The 25,622-nt window shown below is 53.5% G+C and carries 18 protein-coding genes and 1 tRNA gene; 10 read left to right on the forward strand and 9 right to left on the reverse strand.

All coding sequences use genetic code 11. The features are described from left to right. Positions 1-80: 80 nt before the first annotated feature. On the reverse strand, positions 81-809 hold the full coding sequence (gene ubiG / locus ACUY4Q_RS07840) for a bifunctional 2-polyprenyl-6-hydroxyphenol methylase/3-demethylubiquinol 3-O-methyltransferase UbiG (RefSeq protein WP_458046486.1): 729 nt from the start codon (positions 807-809) through the stop codon (positions 81-83). A 158-nt stretch (positions 810-967) separates the two neighbouring features. Between ubiG and gyrA the strand changes: the two genes are divergently transcribed. Together gyrA and rcsC are read left to right on the forward strand one after the other, a co-directional pair. Then, positions 968-3,613 (forward strand): DNA topoisomerase (ATP-hydrolyzing) subunit A, encoded by a 2,646-nt coding sequence (gene gyrA, locus ACUY4Q_RS07845; protein ID WP_458046487.1) that lies wholly within the window; start codon positions 968-970, stop codon positions 3,611-3,613. A 112-nt stretch (positions 3,614-3,725) separates the two neighbouring features. Beyond that, positions 3,726-6,572 (forward strand): two-component system sensor histidine kinase RcsC, encoded by a 2,847-nt coding sequence (rcsC, locus tag ACUY4Q_RS07850; RefSeq protein ID WP_458046488.1) that lies wholly within the window; start codon positions 3,726-3,728, stop codon positions 6,570-6,572. A gap of 35 nt (positions 6,573-6,607) precedes the next feature. On the opposite strand, the gene rcsB is transcribed toward rcsC, so the two are convergent. Next, the gene (gene rcsB, locus ACUY4Q_RS07855) at positions 6,608-7,258 is read right to left on the reverse strand and encodes a response regulator transcription factor RcsB (RefSeq protein ID WP_437430751.1); all 651 of its coding nucleotides are present in this window, start codon (positions 7,256-7,258) and stop codon (positions 6,608-6,610) included. Between the two features lie 17 nt (positions 7,259-7,275). Beyond that, positions 7,276-9,948, reverse strand: a complete 2,673-nt coding sequence (rcsD, locus tag ACUY4Q_RS07860; protein WP_458046489.1) for a phosphotransferase RcsD — start codon at positions 9,946-9,948, stop codon at positions 7,276-7,278. 839 nt (positions 9,949-10,787) lie between these two features. On the opposite strand from rcsD, the gene ACUY4Q_RS07865 reads away from it, so the two are divergent. From ACUY4Q_RS07865 to mgtE, 6 genes are all read left to right on the forward strand, one after another. Then, the gene (locus ACUY4Q_RS07865; protein ID WP_458046490.1) at positions 10,788-11,909 is read left to right on the forward strand and encodes a porin OmpC; all 1,122 of its coding nucleotides are present in this window, start codon (positions 10,788-10,790) and stop codon (positions 11,907-11,909) included. 115 nt (positions 11,910-12,024) lie between these two features. Further along, on the forward strand, positions 12,025-13,068 hold the full coding sequence (gene apbE, locus ACUY4Q_RS07870; RefSeq protein ID WP_458046491.1) for an FAD:protein FMN transferase ApbE: 1,044 nt from the start codon (positions 12,025-12,027) through the stop codon (positions 13,066-13,068). A gap of 72 nt (positions 13,069-13,140) precedes the next feature. Further along, a complete protein-coding gene (gene ada / locus ACUY4Q_RS07875; RefSeq protein ID WP_458046492.1) occupies positions 13,141-14,220 on the forward strand; it encodes a bifunctional DNA-binding transcriptional regulator/O6-methylguanine-DNA methyltransferase Ada in 1,080 nt (359 codons plus the stop codon). Continuing rightward, positions 14,220-14,870 (forward strand): DNA oxidative demethylase AlkB, encoded by a 651-nt coding sequence (alkB, locus tag ACUY4Q_RS07880; RefSeq protein WP_458046493.1) that lies wholly within the window; start codon positions 14,220-14,222, stop codon positions 14,868-14,870. The genes ada and alkB overlap by 1 nt, the downstream gene beginning before the upstream one ends. A gap of 73 nt (positions 14,871-14,943) precedes the next feature. Continuing rightward, positions 14,944-16,587: a multidrug ABC transporter permease/ATP-binding protein gene (locus ACUY4Q_RS07885; protein WP_458046494.1), complete on the forward strand. Its 1,644-nt coding sequence runs from the start codon at positions 14,944-14,946 to the stop codon at positions 16,585-16,587. 126 nt (positions 16,588-16,713) lie between these two features. Beyond that, positions 16,714-18,150, forward strand: a complete 1,437-nt coding sequence (mgtE, locus tag ACUY4Q_RS07890) for a magnesium transporter (protein WP_458046495.1) — start codon at positions 16,714-16,716, stop codon at positions 18,148-18,150. Here the strand turns inward: mgtE and ACUY4Q_RS07895 are convergent. Beyond that, positions 18,113-19,348, reverse strand: coding sequence for a SulP family inorganic anion transporter (locus tag ACUY4Q_RS07895; RefSeq protein WP_458046496.1), 1,236 nt, complete (start codon positions 19,346-19,348; stop codon positions 18,113-18,115). The genes mgtE and ACUY4Q_RS07895 overlap by 38 nt on opposite strands. Before the next feature lie 277 nt (positions 19,349-19,625). Between ACUY4Q_RS07895 and mqo the strand changes: the two genes are divergently transcribed. Beyond that, a complete protein-coding gene (gene mqo / locus ACUY4Q_RS07900) occupies positions 19,626-21,281 on the forward strand; it encodes a malate dehydrogenase (quinone) (protein WP_458046497.1) in 1,656 nt (551 codons plus the stop codon). A gap of 67 nt (positions 21,282-21,348) precedes the next feature. On the opposite strand, the gene iraP is transcribed toward mqo, so the two are convergent. The 4 genes from iraP to ACUY4Q_RS07920 form a co-directional block, all read right to left on the reverse strand. Next, positions 21,349-21,693, reverse strand: a complete 345-nt coding sequence (iraP, locus tag ACUY4Q_RS07905; RefSeq protein ID WP_458046498.1) for an anti-adapter protein IraP — start codon at positions 21,691-21,693, stop codon at positions 21,349-21,351. A gap of 196 nt (positions 21,694-21,889) precedes the next feature. Then, a tRNA-Pro gene (locus ACUY4Q_RS07910) sits at positions 21,890-21,966 on the reverse strand. Positions 21,967-22,041: 75 nt separating this feature from the next. Then, positions 22,042-23,802: an LPS biosynthesis-modulating metalloenzyme YejM gene (gene yejM / locus ACUY4Q_RS07915; RefSeq protein WP_458046499.1), complete on the reverse strand. Its 1,761-nt coding sequence runs from the start codon at positions 23,800-23,802 to the stop codon at positions 22,042-22,044. A 17-nt stretch (positions 23,803-23,819) separates the two neighbouring features. Continuing rightward, positions 23,820-24,047 (reverse strand): YejL family protein, encoded by a 228-nt coding sequence (locus ACUY4Q_RS07920; protein ID WP_458046500.1) that lies wholly within the window; start codon positions 24,045-24,047, stop codon positions 23,820-23,822. Positions 24,048-24,180: 133 nt separating this feature from the next. On the opposite strand from ACUY4Q_RS07920, the gene yejK reads away from it, so the two are divergent. After that, a complete protein-coding gene (gene yejK / locus ACUY4Q_RS07925) occupies positions 24,181-25,185 on the forward strand; it encodes a nucleoid-associated protein YejK (protein WP_458046501.1) in 1,005 nt (334 codons plus the stop codon). 54 nt (positions 25,186-25,239) lie between these two features. On the opposite strand, the gene rplY is transcribed toward yejK, so the two are convergent. After that, complete coding sequence (gene rplY / locus ACUY4Q_RS07930) at positions 25,240-25,524, reverse strand: 50S ribosomal protein L25 (protein ID WP_458046502.1); 285 nt, start codon at positions 25,522-25,524, stop codon at positions 25,240-25,242. Positions 25,525-25,622 lie beyond the last annotated feature (98 nt).

Below are 25,622 nucleotides of genomic sequence, written 5' to 3' on the forward strand. Positions count from 1 at the left end.
ATCAAACGCTGATTTCTTCATCGGGAAGGGGAGATTGCGCAACCGTGGTCGCGCAATCTCTATAAGAATAATGAATAACGTCAGACGTTTTTTGCCGTTGTATGCAACATATAATTAACATCCACACCCGGTGCCAGTTTAAAACTGTTCAACAGCGGGTTGTAATGCAGCCCCGTCATATGGCGTTCCTGCAACGTGGCCTCAGCGGTCCAGCCTAAGAGTTCAGCAGGCTTAATGAACTTTTTCACATCATGGGTGCCCTTAGGCACCATCTTCAGCACATATTCTGCGCCAACCACGGCCATAAGCCAGGCTTTGCCGTTACGGTTAATGGTGGAGAAGAAAACGTGGCCGCCGGGTTTGACCAGCTTCGCGCAGGCACGTACCACCGACTGTGGGTCGGGGACATGCTCCAGCATCTCCATACAGGTGACCACATCGTAACGTTGCGGATTTTGTGCCGCATGGTCTTCGACCGTTTCCTGGACATAATCGACAGCAATGCCGGACTCAAGCGCGTGTAAACGAGCCACCTGTAAAGGCTCAAAGCCCATATCGAGACCGGTGACGGTTGCGCCTTCGCGGGCCATGCTTTCTGCCAGAATCCCGCCGCCGCAGCCCACATCTAATACGGTTTTACCGAATAAGCCGCCGGCACGCTCGGCGATATAGCCAAGGCGCAGCGGGTTTATGCGATGCAGGGGCTTAAATTCACCTTCCAGATCCCACCAACGTGATGCCACGGCTTCAAACTTGGCAATTTCGGCGTGGTCAACGTTTTGAGCAACCGATGTTTTTTCGGCATTCATGGGCGCAATGACTCCTTTTTATTCAAGACGAATGAGTATAACAGTCCGCAGGCGTGAATAAAGCGTTGTGCGGGGTCTTTCCATTTACCTGATTCATTACGGTTGTGTTATAATTTGCGACCTTTGAATCCGGGATACAGTAGAGGGATAGCGGTTAGATGAGCGACCTTGCGAGAGAAATTACACCGGTTAACATCGAGGAAGAGCTTAAAAGCTCCTATCTGGATTATGCGATGTCGGTCATTGTTGGCCGTGCGTTACCAGACGTCCGCGATGGCTTAAAACCGGTTCACCGTCGCGTACTTTACGCCATGAACGTATTGGGCAATGACTGGAACAAAGCCTACAAAAAATCTGCCCGTGTCGTGGGTGACGTCATCGGTAAATACCACCCTCATGGTGATACCGCCGTTTATGACACCATCGTCCGTATGGCGCAGCCATTCTCATTACGTTACATGCTGGTTGATGGTCAGGGTAACTTTGGCTCGGTAGACGGCGACTCCGCCGCAGCGATGCGTTATACGGAAATCCGTATGTCGAAAATCGCGCACGAGCTGATGGCCGATCTGGAAAAAGAGACCGTCGACTTCGTTGATAACTACGATGGCACGGAAAAAATCCCTGATGTTATGCCGACCAAGGTACCAAACCTGCTGGTGAACGGCTCGTCAGGTATTGCCGTAGGTATGGCAACTAATATTCCTCCGCATAACCTGACGGAAGTGATCAACGGTTGCCTGGCCTACATTGACGATGAAAACATCAGCGTTGAAGGGCTGATGGAACACATCCCGGGGCCGGACTTCCCGACGGCGGCGATCATTAATGGTCGTCGCGGCATTGAAGAAGCCTACCGCACCGGTCGTGGCAAGATTTACATTCGTGCGCGCGCAGAAGTTGAAGCGGACGCGAAAACCGGCCGCGAAACCATCATTGTGCATGAACTCCCGTATCAGGTGAACAAAGCGCGCCTGATTGAGAAAATTGCCGAGCTGGTGAAAGACAAACGCGTTGAAGGTATTAGTGCACTGCGTGACGAGTCTGATAAAGACGGTATGCGCGTGGTCATTGAAATCAAACGTGATGCGGTCGGTGAAGTGGTTCTGAACAACCTCTATTCGCAGACGCAACTGCAGGTTTCTTTCGGTATTAACATGGTGGCATTGCACCATGGTCAGCCGAAAATCATGAACCTGAAAGATATTCTTTCTGCCTTTGTGCGCCACCGCCGTGAAGTGGTGACCCGCCGTACCATTTTCGAACTGCGCAAAGCGCGTGACCGTGCACACATCCTTGAAGCCCTGGCCGTAGCCCTGGCAAACATTGATCCGATCATTGAACTGATCCGCCGCGCGCCGACCCCGGCTGAAGCGAAAGCAGGCCTGGTAGCGCGTGCATGGGATCTGGGTAATGTGTCAGCCATGCTGGAACGTGCAGGCGACGATGCGGCGCGTCCGGAGTGGCTGGAGCCAGAATTTGGCGTACGCGACGGTCAGTACTACCTGACCGAGCAGCAGGCCCAGGCGATCCTGGATTTGCGCTTGCAGAAACTGACCGGCCTTGAGCATGAAAAACTGCTCGACGAATACAAAGAGCTGCTGGAGCAGATCGCTGAACTGTTGCATATCCTCGGCAGCGCTGATCGTCTGATGGAAGTCATTCGTGAGGAGCTGGAGCTGGTCCGCGATCAGTTTGGCGACGAGCGCCGCACGGAAATCACTGCGAACAGCGCTGACATCAACATCGAAGACCTGATCAACCAGGAAGACGTTGTTGTGACCCTCTCTCACCAGGGGTACGTGAAGTATCAGCCGTTGACCGACTACGAAGCCCAGCGTCGTGGCGGTAAAGGCAAATCTGCGGCACGTATTAAAGAAGAAGACTTTATTGATCGTCTGCTGGTGGCTAACACCCATGACACCATCCTGTGCTTCTCAAGCCGTGGTCGCCTGTACTGGATGAAGGTCTATCAGTTGCCGGAAGCCAGCCGTGGCGCGCGTGGTCGTCCGATTGTTAACCTGCTGCCGCTGGAAGCCAATGAGCGTATTACCGCCATTCTGCCAGTGCGCGAGTATGAAGCAGGCGTGAGCGTGTTTATGGCAACCGCCAGCGGTACCGTGAAGAAAACGGCGCTGACCGAGTTCAGTCGTCCGCGCTCTGCCGGTATCATCGCTGTTAACCTGAATGAAGGTGATGAACTGATTGGCGTCGATCTGACCTCGGGTCAGGACGAAGCCATGCTGTTCTCTGCCGCCGGTAAAGTGGTGCGCTTCAAAGAGGACGCGGTGCGTGCAATGGGTCGTACGGCAACAGGTGTGCGTGGTATCAAACTGGCGGGTGAGGATAAGGTCGTTTCTCTGATTATTCCTCGTGGCGAAGGTGCGATCCTGACCGTGACGCAAAACGGTTACGGTAAACGTACTGCCGAGGGTGAATACCCGACTAAATCCCGTGGTACTCAGGGTGTTATCTCTATCAAGGTCACCGAGCGTAACGGTTCCGTGGTGGGCGCGGTGCAGGTAACTGACACCGACCAAATCATGATGATCACCGATGCGGGTACGCTGGTGCGTACACGTGTGTCGGAAATCAGCGTGGTTGGGCGTAACACGCAGGGCGTGATTCTGATCCGTACTGCGGAAGATGAAAACGTGGTGGGCCTGCAGCGTGTTGCTGAGCCAGTGGATGACGAAGAACTCGATTCCATTGATGGCAGCGTCGCGGAAGGGGATGAAGATATCGCCCCGGAAGTTGACGATAGTGCGGCAGACGAAGCCGACGATGCCGACGCCGACGAATAATCTGACTTATCAGGGCCGGTTCTCCGGCCCTTTCTCTTTCCATTGCGGCACTGGCGATTTAACGCTAATTTAACCTCAATTTATTTATCCCCCCAGGCGGAGCTTCCCCAGGTTGAAATACCTCGTCTCTTTTCGCAGTACCCTCAAGGTCTCCCGTTACCTTTTTCGCGCGCTGGCGCTGGTACTCTGGTTATTGATTGCCCTGTTTTCGGTGTTCTACATCGTTACGGCTTTGCGTGACAAAGAGGCGGAAATTCGTCAGGAAATTAATATCAGTGCCGATCAGGCCCAGCGGTATATTCAGCGCACCTCAGACGTGATGAAAGAGCTGAAGTATATTGCGGAAAATCGGCTGACGGCGGAAAACGGTATCCTTGCCACGCGTGGACTGAACGCCAGAAATGACGTGCCAGAATTTCAGCCCTTGTTTCCCGATTCTGACTGTTCGCGGATGGGCACAGCCTGGCGTGGTTCACTGGAGTCACTGGCCTGGTTTATGCGTTACTGGCGTGACAATTTTTCCGCGGCTTACGATCTCAACCGCGTCTTCCTGATCGGCAATGAAAATCTCTGCGTGGCGGATTTTGGCCTGCGCGACGTGCCGGTTGAGCGGGATAACACCCTGAAAAACCTGCATGAGCGGATCATGAAATACCGCAACGCTCCCCAGGAAGAGCGAGGTAATAACCTCTACTGGATGAGCCAGGGCGCGAGGCCTGGGGTCGGATATTTCTATGCACTGACGCCGGTTTACCTGGGAAATCGCCTGCAGGCGCTGCTGGGAACCGAACAGTCCATCCGGGTGGAAAATTTCTTTACGCCGGGTAGTCTGCCGATGGGGGTGACGATACTCGATGAAAACGGTCATCCTCTTATCTCGCTGGCCGGGCCGGAAAACCGTCTTGAGATAGACCCGCGCTGGATGCAAACGCGCACCTGGTTTGGCTACACCTCCGGCTTCCACGATCTGGTGCTGAAGAAGACCCTGCCACCGTCTTCACTGAGCATTGTCTACTCCGTACCGGTCGACCTGGTCCTTGAGCGCATCCGGATGCTTATTCTGAATGCGGTGCTGCTGAATATTCTGGTGGGGATTGCCCTCTTTACCCTCGCTCGAATGTACGAACGGCGTATCTTTATTCCCGCCGAAACGGACGCCCAGCGGCTGGAGGAGCACGAACAGTTCAACCGTAAAATCGTCGCTTCAGCGCCGGTGGGGATCTGTATTTTACGCACTCAGGACGGGACCAATATCCTGAGTAATGAGTTGGCGCATAACTACCTCAACATGCTGACGCATGAAGACCGGCAGCGGCTAACGCAGATTATCTGTGGTCAACAGGTCAACTTTGTCGATGTGCTGACCAGCAACAACACCAATTTGCAGATAAGCTTTGTCCACTCGCGTTACCGCAATGAGAACGTGGCGATCTGCGTGCTGGTGGATGTGTCTGCGCGCGTCAAAATGGAAGAGTCCTTGCAGGAGATGGCGCAGGCAGCGGAACAGGCGAGCCAGTCAAAATCAATGTTCCTCGCGACCGTCAGCCACGAGCTGCGTACCCCGTTGTATGGCATCATAGGTAACCTCGATCTGTTACAGACCAAGACCTTACCGCAAGGGGTCGACCGGTTGGTGACGGCGATGAATAACTCGTCCAGCCTGCTGCTAAAAATCATCAGCGATATTCTCGATTTCTCGAAGATCGAATCCGAGCAGCTCAAAATCGAGCCGCGTGAGTTCTCACCGCGAGAGGTGATGAACCATATCACGGCAAACTATGCGCCACTGGTGGTGCGTAAGCAGTTGGGTCTCTACTGTTTTATTGAGCCGGATGTTCCCGAAACGCTCAACGGCGACCCGATGCGTTTGCAACAGGTCATCTCTAACCTGCTCAGCAACGCGATTAAATTCACCGACATTGGCTGCATTATTTTACATGTACGCAGCGATGATCATTACCTCAGCATTCGGGTACGCGACACCGGAGTGGGGATTCCCGGGAAAGAGGTGGTCCGTCTGTTTGATCCCTTCTTCCAGGTGGGAACCGGCGTACAGCGTAACTTCCAGGGCACCGGGCTGGGGCTGGCGATATGTGAAAAACTCATCAGCATGATGGATGGTGATATTTCCGTCGATACGGAACCGGGTATGGGAAGCCAGTTCACTATCCGCATTCCACTGTATAACGCCGTGGCCCCCTTGCCGCTGGACGTGGACGGCTTGACGAACACCTGTTGCTGGCTGTCGGTGCGAAATGCCTTCCTCTCCAGCTATCTCCAGACCTTGCTTGCGCACAATGGCATTCTGGCCAAACCCTGGGACGGGCGCGAGCTGGATGCGCAGGATACCTTCATTACCGATGATGACCTGCCGGCAGCGTGGAGCGGCCGCGCGGCGCTGCAGTTCTGTCGCCGCCATATTGGTGTTCCGGTTGAGCGTGCGGCTGGTGAATGGGTGATGAGCGTCGCGTCGCCTCATGATGTGATTGCGCTACTGGGGCATATTTATCGTATCGAAGCCGATGTGCAGGACGCCGGCAATACGCTGGCCTCGCCGGGAAGCGTTGAAGCGCAGAACGAGGATCTGATGATACTGGTCGTTGACGATCATCCCATCAACCGTCGCCTGCTCGCCGATCAGTTGGGATCGCTCGGTTATTACTGTAAAACCGCAGCGGACGGGGTTGATGCCCTGAATGTCATGAGCAAGAACAAGATTGATATCGTCCTGAGCGATGTCAATATGCCGAATATGGATGGGTACCGTCTGACGCAGCGCATTCGTGAAATGGGGTTGACGCTGCCGGTCATTGGGGTTACGGCAAATGCGCTGGCAGAAGAGAAGCAACGCTGCCTGGAGTCGGGCATGGACAGCTGTCTGTCGAAACCGGTGACGCTGGATGTGCTGAAAGTGACGCTTGCTGAATACAGTGCGCAGGTCAGAAAAGGACGGCGTTAAAAACAAACCCCGGCGGGAGCCGGGGTTGTCAGAGATTACTCTTTCTCAGTCTGCGTCAGGGTGACGGAAGAGAGATAGTTCAACAGGGCGATGTCGTTTTCAACACCCAGTTTCATCATTGCCGATTTCTTCTGGCTACTGATGGTCTTAATACTGCGGTTCAATTTCTTGGCAATTTCGGTCACCAGGAAACCTTCAGCGAACAGACGCAGCACTTCGCTCTCTTTAGGCGACAAACGCTTGTCACCATAGCCACCGGCGCTGATTTTTTCCAGCAGGCGGGACACGCTTTCCGGGGTGAATTTTTTGCCTTTCTGCAGCGCAGCCAGCGCTTTAGGCAGATCGGTCGGCGCCCCTTGTTTCAGGACAATGCCTTCGATATCCAGATCCAACACCGCGCTCAGGATCGCCGGGTTGTTGTTCATTGTCAGAACAATGATCGACAGGTTAGGGAAGTGGCGCTTGATGTATTTAATCAGCGTAATGCCATCACCGTATTTGTCGCCCGGCATGGACAGATCTGAGATTAAAACGTGGGCATCCAGTTTTGGCAGATTATTGATGAGTGCTGTGGAGTCTTCAAATTCGCCAACGACATTAACCCATTCGATTTGTTCGAGCGATTTACGAATACCGAACAGTACAATCGGATGGTCATCGGCAATAATTACGTTCATATTGTTCATGTATTTAGGCTACCTTGCTACAGCAAGCTCTTGACGTAAGCGTCAATGTCGCTGATGTAATTTTCTATGCCTGGAGCATCCTTCTCACGAATTAAATGCTCCAGCGTTTCGCACAACTGCTTACCAGGAACCAAATTAAGCATGGCAAACACCCCTTTTAGGCGGTGCGCTGTCTGCGCCAGCGCAGCGAAATCGCTAATCGCCGATTCAGTATACAACCTCTTAACATCATCCGGTACTGTGTCAACAAACAGCGCATAATAGCCGCTGGCGTGGAGTTCAGCGTTTTCATCGCCCCCCAACGGTGACTCCAGTACCTCTTCCTGTGCCAGTTGTTCTTCAATGAGTTGCAACACGGCTTCCTGCATTGCATTGCTCATATTAAAGTTGACGCGCAATTGGCCCGGGCCAATTTTTCGCAGACCCGCTTCATCATCGCTTAAAAGCAAGCCCGAGGATGTAAGATTAGACGGATTATCTGTTAAAAACAGGTCAAACTCTTGACTTAATTGTCGTTCATCCGGGGAGATACAGGTCGCCCCCCAGTTTTCGAGCTGTCGAACCACAATATTGCGAATTTCGCTGGAGGTGATGTCTATCATCGCGACCACATCATCCAGCAATTTCTCTTCTTCCTCTTCCACCTGCTGCGAGCGGGCCGCCATCTTCACATGCAGAGAATAACGCGTCCCAAGCTCTTCCCGCGCTTTGATATTTAAATGGCCACCCAATCTTCTTGCCAGCTGATCGCAGAGCCAGAAGGTGAGGGCGTTAGCTTTGCCGTACTGATCGTCCTGGGTAGGATTGAGGAACGGAAAATGCAGATTATCCACTTCACTGTTGGTCACACCGTTGCCCGTATCCAGAATCCGGAAAGTCAGACGATCGTCGGCGGATTCGTCCCGGCTGACTTCGAGGGTAATTTTTCCAATTTGCGTGGTGGTTACCGCGTAGTGGATCAATAGCATCAGGATCTTCAACAGGGCGTCACGATCGCCATGGCGGACTTCATTCGCTGGCAGCGCGTTATTGATAAGCAACTGAAGCCCCTTGCGCTTAATCACCGGCAGCACCTGAGGGACCACTTCATCAATCAGGTCCTGAATGGAGAATTGCGTGGCTTGCCCTTTCCAGCTGTCGTTTTCCAGCATATTAGCCAGTTGAATATCATCGACCAGGCGGGCAATCGCTTCTGCATGGTTGGCTAACTGGTTGGCCTCTTTATCGCCAATGGCGACAGCTTCTCTGACCAGCGCATTCACCGGCTGCTTAAGGGCATCACCAATGTTTTGCATGAAAGCGGCACGACCCTGCTGATTTTTTTCATACAAGCGCTGGGCCTGTTTCAGCTTCTTGTTCACCAGAACTTCCCTGTCCTGATCGCGAATGATGAAAATTTGCGTGCGTGAGGCCACCTGGCTACGGAACTGGCGGATCTCATAAAGCTCGTTGTTAATGGTGGCCTGGATCACGCCCTGATGCTGGTCCGCCATGGAGGTGATGTTTTGCAGATTAAGGTGCGGCAGTAAATGGTCGGCAATTTTATTGCTCAATACCGTACGGTTTGCTTCCTGATCGTGCACCAACAGTCCCATTGGCAGCAGAGAGACAATCTCTTCATTGAACGCCCGCATCATCCGTACTTCATTACTGTTGCTGGCAGGCGCGAGACTGTCACTACTGCGGCCCGGCTGATGGCGGAACGTGGTAAAGCCAAAGAGCGCCAGTGCCAGCAGACCTATATTCAGCATCAGCGGCAGCAGAATGTTTTGCAACGTATCAAGTAACAGCGTACCAAAGGGAACCTGCCACACCAGACGCAATCCAGTGGTGTTCAGCGACGAGGCTATCTCAATCTTAGAACTGTTGAAGTTAATGGTAACGCTGTCGGCACCTTCTTTATCAGTGGTGCGCAGATTGGTTTGCGTCGGGTCGTTTTCCAGACGGAAACTGTCCAGTGCCATGCCCGGTGGGATAAGGTCATTGATCGGCAGATCGAAGGCCACTACGGTTGCCAGGTGGCCTGGCTGGTTGAAGGTGGTGCGCAGCGTAAAGTAATGACCATTTTGCCAGGCAAGGTTGCGCAAGGTGGAGAAGCTCTCTCGTTCATCCAGCGCATTGGCCTGCTGCAGCATCTCGGCACGGCGCGAATCGACGATGCCACCGATGGCAGACTCTTTAAATCCGGATGAGAGATCTTTCAACGGCAGCGTGGAGACCAGAATCATGCTGTTATCCTGGCCGTTAAGATAATACATCGACCACGGAATGGTTTCCGCCCCCCAGAGGGTATCCAGATAGGATGAAATCCGCTGAGTCATCTCCAGCGTGGAGCTGTCGTGGGAGCCGAAGATCAATGCTTCGGTTTTGCGGCGCGGTTTTTCGAGATAGTAGACATCTTGTTTGAGCCGTGTTTCCTGCAGGCCCTCGCTGGCGCTGGACGACGAGGCAGCGGCGATATTGTCGTAAATTTGCCAGGTCGCATAACGCCAGGTATCAATACGCTTGTGCATGGCGTGCGTAATGTCGACGACCTGATAGCTCTTGTCTTTAAGCCAGGCGTTGACCGCGCTTTGAACCATTACACCCATCGTCACCAACAGAACGACGATCAATAAAAGAAAGAAACGGGTGATATTGCCCGGTATCAGGGAAAACTTGCCAGGGATCATGGTGTCCGATCGACTCATTCGTGTGTATAAACCCGTAATGACAACACTGCAGAAGAAACTCAACGCCTGCGCTGAGACATTATTGCTGCCATGCCATAAGCGCCTGCCAGCAGTGGTGGCAGTCTTGTAGATGTTATGTTGCAGAGCAGTGTACAGCAGGCAGTATATCCGGTACTGACTGAATTTCCAGACCCTCTTTGAGGCAAGTGCCTGCCAGAGAAAAGAAAAGTCTGTTTTTAAAGCGGAACGATAAAAAATGAGCAATATGTGCGAAAAGCCGCCGATATTTCCCGTTTCGCTGAAGTAAATCGCACTAATTAACAAGACATTATTAAATACACACTTTCGCTGAGTGATTCTGGCACAATAATTGATTAATTAATAGTCATTACAAATTGTTGATTTTGGGGATGAATAAGGGGTTGTGTAAAAAATGGTAAAAAAAAACCGAATGCCAGGCATTCGGTCGTAATAGGGGTAAACAGACATTCAGAATTGAATGACGGTAATAAATAAAGTTAATGATGATAGCGGGTATTATATTAGTGCCGATTTTAAGTTCAGGTTTTGCATTCAGTGCTAAAAGTTGATGTATCATTTATGTAATTGATTTATAGGAAATATTTATAATATTTTGATTAATGGTGCTATATTTTTTAGCTATTCGTGCCAAAAAAAGTTCCCTCGTTTTTACAAAATGAAACACCTCTATTAAATATGAAACACATTCAAAGTTTTCGTATCATATTCTTATTGGATTATTCTGTATTTTTAAGGAGAATGAATTAGCCGACCGATCAGAGGAATTGATGGGAAAGCAGTGGCGATAATAATGCATATAACAGAGGGTTAATAACATGAAAGTTAAAGTACTGTCCCTTCTGGTACCAGCGCTGCTGGTAGCAGGTACCGCGAATGCCGCAGAAATTTATAACAAGAACGGCAATAAATTAGATTTGTACGGCAAAGTAGATGGTCTGCACTATTTCTCTGATGACGCAGGTTCTGACGGCGATCAGACTTACGTGCGTTTCGGCTTCAAAGGTGAAACCCAGGTTAATGACCAGGTCACTGGCTACGGTCAGTGGGAATACAACGTTCAGGCTAACGACACCGAAGGTTCAAGCGATCAGGCCTGGACTCGTCTGGCATTCGCAGGTATCCGTGTCGCTGATGCCGGTTCTTTCGACTACGGTCGTAACTACGGCGTTATCTATGATGTGACCTCATGGACTGACGTACTGCCAGAATTCGGTGGCGACACCTATGGCGCTGATAACTTCATGCAGTCTCGCGCAAATGGCGTGGCGACTTACCGCAACACTGACTTCTTCGGTCTGGTTGACGGCCTGAACTTTGCTCTGCAATACCAGGGTAAAAACGGCAGCACCAGCGGCGAAAACGATACGGGTCGCAGCACGCTGAAACAGAATGGCGACGGTTACGGCATGTCCCTGACCTACGATCTGGGTGAAGGCTTCAGCGCAGGTGCTGCAATGTCCTCTTCCAAACGTACCGCTGACCAGAACGCGGCTGGCGTATACGGCGACGGCGATCGTGCAGACGTTTACACCGGCGGCCTGAAATATGATGCGAATAACCTCTATCTGGCAGCGCAGTACTCTCAGACCTATAATGCAACCCGTTTCGGTGACTCTCAGAACGGTAGCACCGACTACGGCTTTGCTAATAAAGCACAGAACTTCGAAGTGGTTGCTCAGTATCAGTTCGACTTTGGTCTGCGTCCGTCCATCGCTTACCTGCAGTCAAAAGGTAAAGACGTGACCAACGGTACCCGTAACTACGGCGACCAGGACCTGCTGAAATATGTTGATGTCGGCGCGACTTACTACTTCAACAAAAACATGTCTACCTACGTTGATTACAAAATCAACCTGCTGGATGACAACTCCTTCACGCGTCGTACCGGCACCAACACCGACGACGTGGTTGGCCTGGGCCTGGTTTATCAGTTCTAAGCCTGACCGACCGTATCAAGGGGAGCCTTTGGGCTCCCTTTTTTTATGGCTGAGCATCACTCACACGCGGCACATTTTGGTGTACGCTTGCGCCCATCAATCAGGGAGAGAGAATATGGCGAGAACGTTATGGCGGGCGGGCATCCTGTTGGGGCTGTTAAGCCTGGCCGGGTGTGATGACACCCCATCCAAAGTGGAACAGAAAACGGTGCTGGAAGGTAAAACTATGGGAACCTTCTGGCGGGTCAGCATCCCTGCCACCCCCCCTGCACAGGCGAAAGTGCTGAACGGGAAAATTCAGGCAATGCTGGACGGCGACGATCGCGAGCTGTCGACCTGGAAACAGGATTCTGCCCTGATGCAGTTTAACCATGCCACCACGCTTAATCCCTGGCCGGTCAGCGAAGCGATGGCGGATATCGTCACGATGTCGCTGCGCGTCGGGGCAAAGACCAATGGCGCCATGGACGTGACCGTGGGACCCTTGGTTAATTTATGGGGCTTCGGTCCCGATAAACAGCCGGTGAAAACGCCCACCCAGGCGCAAATCGAAGCAGCAAAATCGCGCACCGGTTTACAGCATCTCAAGGTCATCAACCAGACTCAGCAGCAGTATCTGCAAAAGGATCTGCCGGATCTGTTTGTCGATCTCTCAACGGTCGGGGAGGGCTATGCCGCCGATCATCTTGCACGCTTAATGGAGCGTGAGGGGATTTCCCGTTATCTGGTCTCGGTGGGCGGTGCGCTGGTAAGCCGCGGAATGAATACGCAGGGCACTCCCTGGCGCGTAGCCATTCAAAAACCGACAGACCGGGAAAACGCGGTGCAGGCGGTGGTTGACATCAACGGTCATGGCATCAGCACCTCGGGCAGCTATCGAAACTATTACGAGCTTGATGGCAAACGCATCTCTCACGTTATCGACCCGCAGACGGGCAGGCCCATTGAGCACAAGCTGGTCTCGGTAACCGTTATCGCGCCGACGGCGCTGGAAGCTGATGCCTGGGATACCGGGCTGATGGTGCTCGGTAAAGAAAAAGCCCAGGCCGTGGTGCAGCGTGAAGGGCTCGCGGTCTATATGATCAGCCGTGAAGGCGACCATTTTACGACGTGGATGTCGCCGCAGTTTTCCGCCTTTCTGGTGAGCGAGAAAAATTAGACAGCAAGATTACGGGTTTTTTCGTCCAGGTGAACGGGCACAGTAGCGCTAGACTTGAACGAGGAGCCTGAAATGAAAACAGCCGCATTATTGTCTGATACCTTACTCACCGATGACCAGCGTTGGCAGGCGGTCTGCACGCGTGACAGCCAGTACGATGGCCGGTTTGTGTTTGCGGTACGCACGACCGGCATTTTCTGTCGCCCATCCTGTCGCTCACGCCGGGCGCTGCGGGAGAATGTCACATTCTATCCTGATGCGCCCGCCGCACTCGGCGCCGGGTTTCGCCCCTGCAAACGGTGCCAGCCTGATAAAATCGATCCTCTTCTTCAGCGTCAGGCGAAAGTGGAAATGGCTTGTCGCCTGCTGGAGCAGGACGCGCCCGTTACCCTTGAGGTGCTGTCAAACGCCGTGGCGATGAGCCCCTGGCACTTCCATCGCCTTTTCAAGCGCGTAACCGGGATGACCCCCAAACACTGGCAGCAAGCCTGGCGCGCCAGACGCCTGCAAAGTACCTTAGCGCAGAGCCATACCATTACTGAGGCCGTTCTGGCGGCGGGATTCCCGGATAACAGCAGCTACTACAGTCAGGCCGATGCCGCACTCGGTATGACGGCCAGCCAGTATCGGCGGGGCGGTAATAACACCGCTGTGCACTACGCTGTTAGCCGCTGCGCGCTGGGACACTGTCTGGTAGCGGAGAGCGAACGGGGCATTTGCGCCATTTTGCTTGCCGATAACGAGGCGGATCTGCTCAGCGAGTTGCAGCAGATTTTCCCCCATGCGCAACGTGAACCGGGAAGCCAGCGTTTTGCCGCGCATGTTGCAGAGGTGGTACAGCGTCTGGATGACCCCCATTCTCCTTTTACCCTGGCGCTGGACCTGCGTGGCACCGCCTTTCAGCTTCAGGTCTGGCAGGCGCTGCGGGCGCTCGCCCCCGGCGAGAGAGTCAGCTATCAGACGCTGGCAAAAAATATCGGTAAACCGAAGGCCATCCGTGCAGTTGCCCGTGCCTGTGCGGCAAATACGCTGGCGATAGTGGTGCCCTGCCACCGGGTCGTCCGGGCCGATGGTGGACTCTCTGGTTATCGTTGGGGGGCAACCCGTAAGGCCCGCTTGTTGCAACAAGAAACAGAGGAGAAGGAGACATAATGCTGGATTTGTTTGCCGATGAAGATCCCTGGCAGGAGCCACTGGCCCCCGGGGCGGTGATCCTTCGCCGCTTTGCCCTGAAAAACGCCGACGCGCTGCTAAGCGGCATTGCACAGGTGGTTGCGCAATCCCCGTTACGCCATATGGTCACGCCGGGAGGCTACACCATGTCTGTCGCCATGACGAACTGCGGTCAGGTGGGGTGGACAACCGATGCCCGGGGCTATCTCTATTCAGGAATCGACCCGCAAACGGGCAATCCGTGGCCGGCGATGCCGGATGCCTTTACCGCGCTTTGCCATGCTGCCGCCGTGGCGGCGGATTATGCGGATTTCAAACCGGATGCCTGTCTCATCAACCGCTATGCGCCCGGTGCAAAGCTGTCGCTCCATCAGGACAAAGACGAACCGGATTTGCGCGCGCCGATTGTCTCTGTCTCCTTAGGTTTACCGGCCATTTTTCAGTTTGGCGGGCTAAAACGTAGCTCTCCGTTACAGCGCCTGATGCTTGAACACGGGGATGTGGTGGTGTGGGGCGGGGCGTCCCGGCTGTTCTATCACGGCATCGCGCCTCTTAAGGCAGGCGACCATCCGGCGACCGGAGAATACCGTTTTAACCTCACTTTTCGGCAGGCCAGAAAGATTGAATAAAAATAAGAATTATTCTTGATGTAAACAGCGAGCCGTTTAAACTGCGGGCTGTTTATGTTGACAGGTTGTTGCTATGGAACTTCTCCTGCTGGTCTGGCGTCAGTATCGCTGGCCGTTTATTGCCGTTCTCGCGTTAACGCTGATAAGCGCTGCGCTTGGCATCGGGCTTATTGCCTTTATCAATCTGCGTTTAATCGAAACGGTCGATATCTCGCTTGCCGTGCTGCCAGAGTTTCTCGGCCTGTTGCTACTGTTGATGGCCGTGACGCTGGGATCGCAGTTGGCCTTAACGGCCCTGGGTCATCACTTTGTTTACCGTATGCGCGGTGAGTTTATCAAGCGCATCCTCGATACCCCCATTGAGCGCATCGAAAAACTGGGCAGCGCCACGTTGCTTGCCGGGCTGACCAGCGATGTGCGTAATATTACCATCGCGTTTGTGCGTCTGCCGGAACTGGTGCAGGGCATTATCCTGACGATAGGTTCATCAGCTTACCTGGCGTGGCTGTCTGGCAAAATGCTGGTGATTACTGCGCTGTGGATGGCGGTGACCATCTGGGGCGGATTCGTGCTGGTATCCCGCGTCTACAAACACATTGCCACGCTGCGTGAGACCGAAGATAAGCTCTACAACGATTTTCAGACCGTGCTGGAAGGGCGCAAAGAGCTGACCCTCAATCGTGAACGTGCCGAGCACATCTTCAACAACCTGTATCTGCCGGACGCGCGCGAATACCGCCATCATATTATTCGTGCCGATACCTTCCACCTCAGCGCCGTGAACTGGTCGAATATCATGATGCTGGGTGCGATTGGCCTGGTGTTCTGGATGGCAAACAGTCTGGGCTGGGCGGACACCAACGTCGCGGCGACTTACTCGTTGACGCTCCTGTTCCTGCGCACGCCGCTGCTCTCCGCCGTTGGCGCACTGCCGACCCTGTTAAGTGCTCAGGTGGCGTTTAACAAACTCAAGCAGTTCTCACTGGCACCCTATAAAGCCGAATTCCCGCGCCCACAAGCGTACCCAAACTGGGAAACGCTGGAACTGCGCGATGTAACCTTTACCTACCAGGACAACACCTTCTCGGTGGGGCCAATCAATCTGACCCTGAAACGGGGTGAACAGGTCTTTCTGATAGGCGGCAACGGCAGTGGTAAATCTACGCTCGCCATGCTATTGACCGGCTTATATCAACCGGCATCGGGTGAAATTCTGCTGGATGGCAAACCCGTAGCCGAGGAAAAACCAGAGGATTACCGCAAGCTCTTCTCGGCGGTGTTTACCGACGTCTGGCTGTTTGATCAACTGCTGGGGCCAGAAGGCCAACAGGCCAATCCTCAGCTGGTGGAAAAATGGCTGCAACAGCTGAAGATGTCGCACAAACTGGAGCTGAAAGAGGGCAAAATCCTCGATCTCAAACTCTCTAAAGGACAGAAGAAGCGCGTGGCGTTGCTGCTGGCACTGGCGGAAGAGCGCGATATTTTACTGCTCGATGAGTGGGCCGCTGACCAGGATCCGCATTTCCGCCGCGAGTTCTATCAGGTCTTGCTGCCGCTGATGCAGGAAATGGGGAAAACCATTTTTGCTATCAGCCATGATGACCACTACTTTATCCATGCCGATCGCCTGCTGGAGATGCGCAACGGCCAGCTCAGCGAGTTGACTGGCGAAGAACGCGCCCTGGCGTCCCGCGATGCCGTCGCCCGTACGGCCTGAACCTTAGCGCTCTCCTCAGGGGAGGGCGCTGACTGTTTTTTCCCCACTCGTGCCTCCCGTTTAGTTTTATTTACACGGCCTGCCGCTATGCTTAAACCTGCCGGATTACTTTGCAGGGAAGAAACCATGTCTGTTATCACCAAAAAGAGCACCCGCTTACGCGACCAGGAGCGTGCGCGCCTGATCTGGCTGCTCACTACCCATAAAGCGCTCACCGCGTCGCTGCTTGGCGAACTGACCCTGGCGGAACAGGTTGATACCGATGCGCTCACCAGCGATCTCAGTGAAGTGCGGGCGCTGGTCTCACACCTTCCGCCGCCCGATTTAGCCGATACGCTGGAAGGGTTACCGGTCGAAGAACGTCATGCCCTGTGGCGTATCGTCGAAGATGAGAAACGCGGCAAAATTCTGCTTGAAGCGTCCGTCAGCGTCTGGGAAGACCTGGTTGAGGAGATGAGCGACAAAGCGCTGCTGAATGCGCTTGAAACCCTCGACATTGATGAACAGATTTGGCTGGTACAGCATTTGCCACGTAATCTGACGGGGCGTTTGCTCGCCACCTTACCCGCCGCAGAGCGCGCCCGTGTTTATCAGGTCATGCGCTACCAGGAGAATTGCGTCGGGGCGATAATGGAGTTTGAAGTGGTTACCGTCCGCCCGGACGTGACCCTCAAAACGGTCCAGCGCTATTTGCGCCTGCGTGGCAAGATGCCAGAGAACACCGATAAACTGTTTGTGACCGGGCGCGACGAGATCCTGGTCGGCGAGTTAAGCTTGCAAACGATTCTGCAGAACGGCGGCGACAAGCGCGTTGAGGACGTGATGAACGCGGAGCCGGTCGTGTTTTCTCCCCATGAAGACGCAGAGGATGCGGCCCGCACCTTTGAACGCGACAACTTACTCAGTGCGGCAGTGGTCGAGCCGGACGGGAAGTTACTCGGTCGGCTGACCATCGATGAAATCGTTGACGTGGTGTATGAAGAAACCGATAACGATCTGCGCCGCATGGGCGGTCTGAGCAGTGAAGAGGATGTTTTTGCTCCGGTAACCCGCGCGGTAAAAAATCGCTGGGCATGGCTGGCCATCAACCTGTGCACGGCCTTTATTGCCTCACGCGTCATCGATGGTTTCGAGCACACCATTTCGCAACTGGTTGCGCTGGCTTCGCTGATGCCCATTGTGGCCGGTATTGGCGGCAACACCGGTAACCAGACCATCACTATGATCGTCCGGGCGCTGGCATTACAGACCATCCAGCCGGGTAACTTCCGCTTTTTAATCCTGCGCGAAGCCGGCGTGGCGCTGATCAATGGCCTCGTCTGGGGCGGTATTATGGGCGGTGTGACCTGGCTGCTTTACGACGACATGGCATTGGGCGGGGTCATGACCCTGGCAATGGTACTCAATTTGCTGGTGGCGGCGCTAATGGGCGTGTTAATCCCGATGGCCATGGTGCGACTGGGGCGCGATCCGGCGGTCGGTTCAAGCGTACTGATTACCGCTATCACCGACACCGGAGGCTTCTTTATTTTTCTTGGGCTGGCGACGATTTTTCTGCTGTAACGCCACGCTTTTTATGCAGGCGCGCAGGCAGGATGACCATGGCCACCAGACCAGCAACCACGCCGATCGCCAGGTTGCTGGTGCTGATGGTGGCCGCCACGGTGACGAGCATCACCAGCGTCTCCGCTATCGGTGCCTCTTTCAGCGTGCCGGGCTGGATGCTGTGCCAGCTAAAGGTCTTCACCGCAACAATGGCCATGATTCCGGCCAGCACCACCATCGGGATCTTTGCCATCACGTTGCTTAAAGCGGTCACCAGCAACAGCAGTACCAGGCCTGCAACGAGAGTTGACACGCGGCTACGGCCTTTCCCCATCTCCACATTGACGATGGTCTGACCGATCATCGCACAACCGGCGATCCCGCCATAAAAACCCGCCAGAATGTTGGCAATGCCGAGCCCGGTACTTTCGCGGCTTTTATTCGAGGGGGTGTGAGTCATATCGTCCACCAGGCGAGCGGTTAGCAGGGATTCAAGCAAACCGACAAACGCGATACTCAGCGCACAGGGCCAGATTATCGCCAGCGTCTCCGCGTTAAAAGGTACCCGCCACTGGGTGAAGCCCGGCAGCCCTCCCTGCATCGGACCTTCATCCCCCACGGTTGGCAGAATTTGCCCACTGAACACGGTAAACATGGTCAGCACCACAATCGCCACCAGGGGGGCGGGAATGCTTTTCACCCAGCGCGGCCACCAGAGCACAATCAGTAACGTCAGAACAAAGAGGCCCAGGATCAGCGGTTCGCGACTCCAGAAGTGCGGCACCTGGGCGAAGAAAATTAGAATCCCCAGCGCATTCACAAACCCGGTCATCACCGACTGCGGGATAAAGCGCATCAGCCGCGCCATCCGGGTCAGACCGAAAATAATCTGGATAACGCCCGCCAGCACGACCGCAGGCAGAATATAGGCCACGCCATGTTGGTGAACCATAGGTCCGATAACCAGCGCAACAGAACCGGCGGCGGCAGTAACCATCGCCGGACGACCACCGAGTAAAGACATACTCATACACAGGACAACGGATGCCAACAGGCTGACCGTGGGATCGACCCCGGCAATCACCGAGAATGAAATGACTTCAGGGATTAATGCCAGCGCGGTGATGACGCCCGCCAGCGTTTCGCGCGTTAACAGCTGCGGCGAACGTATCACCTCGCTCACACGATGAGAGGAACCGTTAATTTTATCTGACATAACTTCTTAGACAGGAAATGAGCCGAAAGCATAACCAAAAAATATAGAAGCTTCGGTTTTAGTGAGGGGCAAAATAGTACTGATAATCCATTCATAACACCAGCAAAAATGGTTATTTTTAATGCTAAAAAGCAACTTATTAGTAACATTTATATAATGACTATTTAATCTTTAAACATTATTTAAAAACGCCGTTTTAAGTGCTAGGTTAGATCCGCTACAAGTTTACCCGCGATAAATGCTAATAAAGCAGCACTAAAAGTAAGGCATTAACATTATGAAAAGAATGACTGCCAAGCTGTTTTCGATGGCTGTCGGGCTTAATGCTGTCTCAGCGGCGGCAAAAGCTAACGCGTCGAAAGAGCAGGAAACAGATGTGCTTTTAATCGGTGGTGGGATCATGAGTGCCACGTTGGGGACCTACCTCCAGGAACTGGAGCCCAACTGGACAATCACCATGGTCGAGCGGCTGGATGCCCTGGCGGAAGAAAGCTCTAACGGCTGGAACAATGCCGGTACGGGGCACGCTGCGTTAATGGAACTGAACTACACCCCGCAAAACCAGGATGGTTCCATCAGTATCAAAAAGGCGATTGAGATTAACGAAGCGTTCCGCATCTCTCGTCAGTTCTGGGCGCATCAGGTAGAAACCGGTGTGCTGAGCGAGCCACGCTCATTCATCAATACCGTGCCGCACATGAGTCTGGTATGGGGCGATGAAAACGTAAACTTCCTGCGCGCACGTTATAAGGCGTTGCAGCAGAGTTCATTATTCCGCGGGATGCGCTATTCCGAGAACCACGACCAAATCCGGCAGTGGGCACCGCTGGTGATGGACGGACGCGATCCGCAGCAGAAGGTGGCGGCCACACGCACCGAAATCGGTACCGACGTCAATTTTGGTGAGATCACTCGCCAGCTGATCACCTCTCTGCAGAAAAAAGAGAACTTCTCTTTAAAACTGGGCAGTGAAGTACGTGGTATCAAACGCAATGCCGACAACACCTGGAATGTGACTATCGCCAATAAAACCCGCGGCGAAGAGCAGGTCGTGAGGACGAAGTTTATCTTCATCGGTGCTGGCGGCGCGGCGCTTAAACTGCTGCAGGAGTCAGGAATTCCTGAAGCGGCGGATTACGCAGGCTTCCCGGTCGGCGGTCAGTTCCTGGTCTCGGAAAACCCGGATGTGGTTAATCACCATCTGGCGAAAGTCTATGGTCAGGCCTCCGTGGGTGCTCCCCCGATGTCCGTGCCACATATCGATACGCGTATTATCGACGGCAAGCGTGTGGTGCTGTTCGGGCCCTTTGCTACGTTCTCGACGCGCTTTTTGAAAAATGGCTCGTTGTGGGATTTACTGGGTTCAACCAATAGCGCTAACTTCCTGCCGATGGTGAATGTCGGGCTCTCCAACTTCGGTCTGGTGAAATATCTGGTCGGTCAGGTTCTGCAGAATGATGACGATCGTTTTGATGCGCTCTGTGAATACTATCCGCTTGCTAAGAAGGAAGACTGGCGTTTATGGCAGGCCGGGCAGCGTGTGCAGATAATCAAACGTAACGGGAAACAGCGTGGTGTGCTGCGTCTCGGTACTGAGGTGGTGAGCGACAAAGAGGGCACCATCGCCGCTCTGTTGGGTGCGTCGCCGGGTGCTTCCACCGCGGCACCGATCATGCTGGAGCTGATGGAAAAAGTGTTCCCGGAAAAGGTGGCTTCGCCCGAGTGGCAGGCTACGCTCAAAAGGATCATTCCTTTCCTCGGCGTGCAGCTGGATGGCAATACTGACGCGGCGAACGAAGAGTCGCAGTATACCAGTCGTGTGTTAGGGCTGAAGTGCGACGAATCCCTGATCGCCGATGCGACACCGCCGGTGCGTAAACCGTTGCATCCGCTCCCCGCGGATAACGAGCCGGTGTCTGATATCGCGCTGTAACTATTAAAACCTGCTTCGGCAGGTTTTTTGTTTTAACGGGAAGCCAGACGCCTCTGCGTCCCCTGGCTTAAGCAGGGGAATCTCCATCGTTGTTGGATAGCAACGCATTCAGGGATTGATAATCGATTTTTGTCTCAGCATCGTCGAGTAATTGTGTGACGGAGAGCAGTTCAGTGAATTCAGTAAGCAGCATTTCTGCATCGGATTTTAGCGGGCTGTCAGCGGTATCAATGGCCGTGTTAATGGCTTTTTTTACGTTTTCGATAATTTCGTGAACGCCGCCGTTTTTCCCGATGGTCAGCATCAGTGCACTGAGCAACAACGACTGTGCTTCAACCCGTGCCGTCAGCTGTTTTGCTTCAGCATCCATTTTAGAAATTTTGGCAATCATGCTTATGATGACATTTTTCATCGAATCCCCCGCCTGTAACGGTTGTCTGCTGAACCACTCCCAATTGCCAACGAGCTTAGGTCATTTTATCTGTCAAAGAATGCCGCCTGGCACACATTAGTGAAAACATCATGAGAAGGGGTGAGGGTAAGAGGCAGACAGGCAAATTGCAGACATAAAAAAACCAACCGCGAAGGTTGGTTTTTTCAGGGATTTTTGGTCGGCACGAGAGGATTTGAACCTCCGACCCCCGACACCCCATGACGGTGCGCTACCAGGCTGCGCTACGTGCCGATCTGTGGCGGTAATACTACCCTTTTCACCGCTGATTGCAAGTCACAGATGACTGACTGATTCATAATTAATCAATCAGTTAGCGATAAATCGTTTTTCATCGGTCAGAACCTGCAACAGCAAACTCAGCTGCGGTTTCTGATCTTCAATCTTCTCACCCTGCACATTCCAGGTACGGTAATTGCCGTTCTGGTTGAGCAACAGCGTCATCTGCGGCGTGGTGATGGCCAGGGCACTGCTGCTGGCCGCCGTCACCCAGTTGTGCCGACGCGTGGCATTGAACAGATCCTGCCCCTGCGAATATTCGTTGGCTGGCGTGCTCACATGCAGCAGACGCTGCATCAGCGTGGTCATGATATCTTTATGATCGGTCAGCTTAGTGATGCGTTGGGCAGGCGTACCCGGCCAGTGAATCACTAACGGCACCTGCAGATTTTCACGGGACCAGGCAAAATCGTTTTTCGCTTTTTCCGCAGGCATACCATGCCCGGCGGTAATGATGACCACCGTGTTATCCAGTTTTCCAGATTCGCGTAACGTCGTGAGCAGGCGACCAATCTGGGCATCAACATCGCTCACCGCGCGGCTGTAGCGACGGGCAAAATTCTGCTGATTCGTATCCTGCGAGCCGGTACCGTTCAGCGCAACCCAGGAGAACCACCGTGTTTCATCCTGCGCATAGCGACCCAGCCAGTCTATCCACTGATCGGTCGTCTGGGCATCGGTCTGGGCTTTCGGGGACTGCAGAGAGAAATCGGACAGCAGTGCCTGCCGATATAGCGCACTGCTAAAGCCGTCTGACGAGAACAAGCCAAGCTGATAGCCTTGCTGGTTAAGCGCAGTAATCAGTGCAGCCGGTATCCGGGCTGAGAGTACCCCATCCATATAGCTTGGGGAGATCCCATAGAACAGACCAAAGAAGCCGTTATCGGCGGTATTCCCGGAACTCATATGCTGCGTAAAGTTGACGTTCTGCCCTGCGAAAGCGGCTAATTGCGGCATCTGTTTTTCATAGCGCGAGTAGTTGAGACCATCGACGGTTATCAACAGAACGTTTTGGCCTGGCCCCATATCCACATAGCGCAAATCGCTTAAAGGATACTGGACTGAAACGGCCTCCGGGTTGCCTTGCTCGACAAGGCGACGCTGATAATCCTGCGCATCCAGCAGCCCATGTTTCTCAAGAAAACGTCGTGCCGTCATCGGATACGAGAGCGGCAGGTTGGCACGTTGCATGGTGATAGGGCGATAAAAATTGGCGTCTGCCCAGATGTACATCACGTGCGTGGCGACAAACGCCACAAAGAAGAAGCTGGCCACCGGTTTCGCATAGTGGCGACGGCGGGTGAGACTGCGCAGCTTTTGCCAGCTCCATGTGGCAAACAACATCTCGATGAGCAGAATAACCGGCACGCTGATAAACATCAGTTGCCAGTCTCGCGCCATTTCATTCTGGTCTGGGTTAATCACCAGTTCCCAGACAATCGGATTGAGATGAAGGTGGAAGCGGGTAAAGACTTCACTGTCTATGAGTAAAAGCGTCATGCCGATGGTTGCCAGAATGGCAGACAGGGCACGCATCAGACGCTGGGAAATCACAACAAAGGTGAGGGGGAACAAAATCAGCAAGTAGGTGGCAAACACCAAAAAGCTGAAATGCCCGACAACGCTCAGGTACGAGTAAACGCGTCCGGCGAGAGTTGTCGGCCAGTCGGCGACAAACAGATAGCGGCTACCAAGCACCATGGACAACAAAATATTGAACAGGGCGAACCAGTGCCCCCAGCTAACCATCTGGGAGACTTTTTCACGGTAGGGCTGACGATGTGTCACCATAAATGTCGCTGTTTACCTTAGTGCGCTTTATCGTCGTTAACGGACGATTGCAGAGCCTGAGCAAAGGACTTTGCGATAGCCTGGCGTTGGGCTGGCGCGACGCTGGTGTTAATCAAGTTCGTCACCATGTTTCCCAGTACCATCAGGGAAAGGTCGGTTGGCGTCTTGTGTTGTTCCAGCACGTTGGCCAACTCACTCAGCAGTTGTTCTACGTGTTCATCACTATAACGGGAAATTTGTGGCATAAATCGAAATCTGTTTATTCATAAAGTCCAACATATTACCGTAGCAAGAGCTTTTTTTCTGCTTTTTTATCAGCTGTTGCACAGTCGCCTGGGTGATGGTTGAATACCGCCCGGTCATAAAGGAGAGTTTATCATGAGTCTGGACATCAACCAGATTGCCCTGCATCAGCTTATCAAGCGCGACGAGCAGAATCTTGAGCTGGTGCTGCGGGATTCTTTGCTGGAACCGACGGCCCCCGTAGAGGAGATGGTCGCCGAGTTACATCGGGTTTACAGCGCAAAAAATAAAGCCTATGGCATGTTTAATGAAGAGAGCGAATTGGCGCAATCTCTTCGACAGCAGCGCCAGGGTGAAGACGATTTTCTGGCCTTCAGCCGCGCGGCGACCGGGCGTTTACGTGATGAACTGGCAAAATATCCGTTTGCTGACGGCGGGATCGTGCTGTTTTGCCACTATCGCTACCTGGCGGTGGAGTATCTGCTGGTATCGGTGCTGAACAACCTCAGCAGCATGCGCGTCAACGAACAGCTGGATATCAGCGCGACGCACTATCTGGATATTAATCACGCGGATATCGTGGCGCGCATTGATTTAACGGAGTGGGAAACCAACCCGGAATCGACCCGTTACCTGACCTTCCTGAAAGGGCGGGTAGGGCGCAAAGTGGCTGATTTCTTCATGGACTTCTTAGGGGCCACCGAAGGGCTGAACGCCAAAGCGCAGAACCGTGGCTTGCTGCAGGCCGTGGACGATTTTACCGCTGAAGCTCAGCTTGATAAGTCTGAACGCCAGGAAGTGCGTAAGCAGGTCTACACCTATTGCAATGAGCAGTTGCAGGCGGGCGAAGAGATTGAACTGGAATCCCTGTCAAAAGAGTTGGCGGGGGTGAGTGAAGTCAGCTTCCAGGACTTTACCGCAGAGAAAGGTTACGAGCTGGAGGAGAGTTTCCCGGCGGATCGTAGCACCCTGCGCCAGTTAACCAAATATGCCGGCAGCGGCGGCGGCCTGACCATTAACTTCGATGCGATGCTGCTGGGCGAACGTATTTTCTGGGACCCGGCAACGGATACCCTGACCATTAAAGGCACGCCGCCAAACCTTCGCGATCAGCTGCAGCGCAGGACGAGCGGTAAGTAATTTGCCCATAAAAAAACCCCGCACTGCGGGGTTTTTTTTCGACGATGTCGGCGATTAAGCGCGAACGAAGTCGATGTGAGTCAGTTTTGGCTTGAACGGGTGACGCTGAACAGCCTGAACTTTCACTTTTACTTCTTTGCCGTCAACGGCCAGGGTCAGAACTTCAGTGTAGAAACCTTCTTTAGTCTGCTGGTTCCATACTTTGTCGTGATCCAGTTCAACAGCGAACGGCGCTTCTTCACCACCGTAAACGATAGCCGGGAATTTGTTCGCTGCGCGCAGGCGGCGGCTCGCACCCTTACCCTGCTCTTTACGTACTTCTGCGTTAATAGTAAACATTGAAAACTCTCTTCTATAGTTCCTGCTGCAGGCGACCCAGCAACAGGCAGATTATCTGCTCTGCGGATGCAAAAGCGGGCGGATTATACCCGCATCCC

The organism is Phytobacter cepae (genome assembly GCF_054165735.1).

What these genes read in the sequence shown, in the direction of transcription:
- ubiG (WP_458046486.1), bottom strand. Translation starts at nt 809, where the DNA reads ATGAATGCCGAAAAAACATCGGTTGCTCAAAACGTTGACCACGCCGAA.
- gyrA (WP_458046487.1), top strand. Translation starts at nt 968, where the DNA reads ATGAGCGACCTTGCGAGAGAAATTACACCGGTTAACATCGAGGAAGAG.
- rcsB (WP_437430751.1), bottom strand. Translation starts at nt 7,258, where the DNA reads ATGAACAATATGAACGTAATTATTGCCGATGACCATCCGATTGTACTG.
- rcsD (WP_458046489.1), bottom strand. Translation starts at nt 9,948, where the DNA reads ATGAGTCGATCGGACACCATGATCCCTGGCAAGTTTTCCCTGATACCG.
- ACUY4Q_RS07865 (WP_458046490.1), top strand. Translation starts at nt 10,788, where the DNA reads ATGAAAGTTAAAGTACTGTCCCTTCTGGTACCAGCGCTGCTGGTAGCA.
- apbE (WP_458046491.1), top strand. Translation starts at nt 12,025, where the DNA reads ATGGCGAGAACGTTATGGCGGGCGGGCATCCTGTTGGGGCTGTTAAGC.
- ada (WP_458046492.1), top strand. Translation starts at nt 13,141, where the DNA reads ATGAAAACAGCCGCATTATTGTCTGATACCTTACTCACCGATGACCAG.
- alkB (WP_458046493.1), top strand. Translation starts at nt 14,220, where the DNA reads ATGCTGGATTTGTTTGCCGATGAAGATCCCTGGCAGGAGCCACTGGCC.
- ACUY4Q_RS07885 (WP_458046494.1), top strand. Translation starts at nt 14,944, where the DNA reads ATGGAACTTCTCCTGCTGGTCTGGCGTCAGTATCGCTGGCCGTTTATT.
- mgtE (WP_458046495.1), top strand. Translation starts at nt 16,714, where the DNA reads ATGTCTGTTATCACCAAAAAGAGCACCCGCTTACGCGACCAGGAGCGT.
- ACUY4Q_RS07895 (WP_458046496.1), bottom strand. Translation starts at nt 19,348, where the DNA reads ATGTCAGATAAAATTAACGGTTCCTCTCATCGTGTGAGCGAGGTGATA.
- mqo (WP_458046497.1), top strand. Translation starts at nt 19,626, where the DNA reads ATGAAAAGAATGACTGCCAAGCTGTTTTCGATGGCTGTCGGGCTTAAT.
- iraP (WP_458046498.1), bottom strand. Translation starts at nt 21,693, where the DNA reads ATGAAAAATGTCATCATAAGCATGATTGCCAAAATTTCTAAAATGGAT.
- yejM (WP_458046499.1), bottom strand. Translation starts at nt 23,802, where the DNA reads ATGGTGACACATCGTCAGCCCTACCGTGAAAAAGTCTCCCAGATGGTT.
- ACUY4Q_RS07920 (WP_458046500.1), bottom strand. Translation starts at nt 24,047, where the DNA reads ATGCCACAAATTTCCCGTTATAGTGATGAACACGTAGAACAACTGCTG.
- yejK (WP_458046501.1), top strand. Translation starts at nt 24,181, where the DNA reads ATGAGTCTGGACATCAACCAGATTGCCCTGCATCAGCTTATCAAGCGC.
- rplY (WP_458046502.1), bottom strand. Translation starts at nt 25,524, where the DNA reads ATGTTTACTATTAACGCAGAAGTACGTAAAGAGCAGGGTAAGGGTGCG.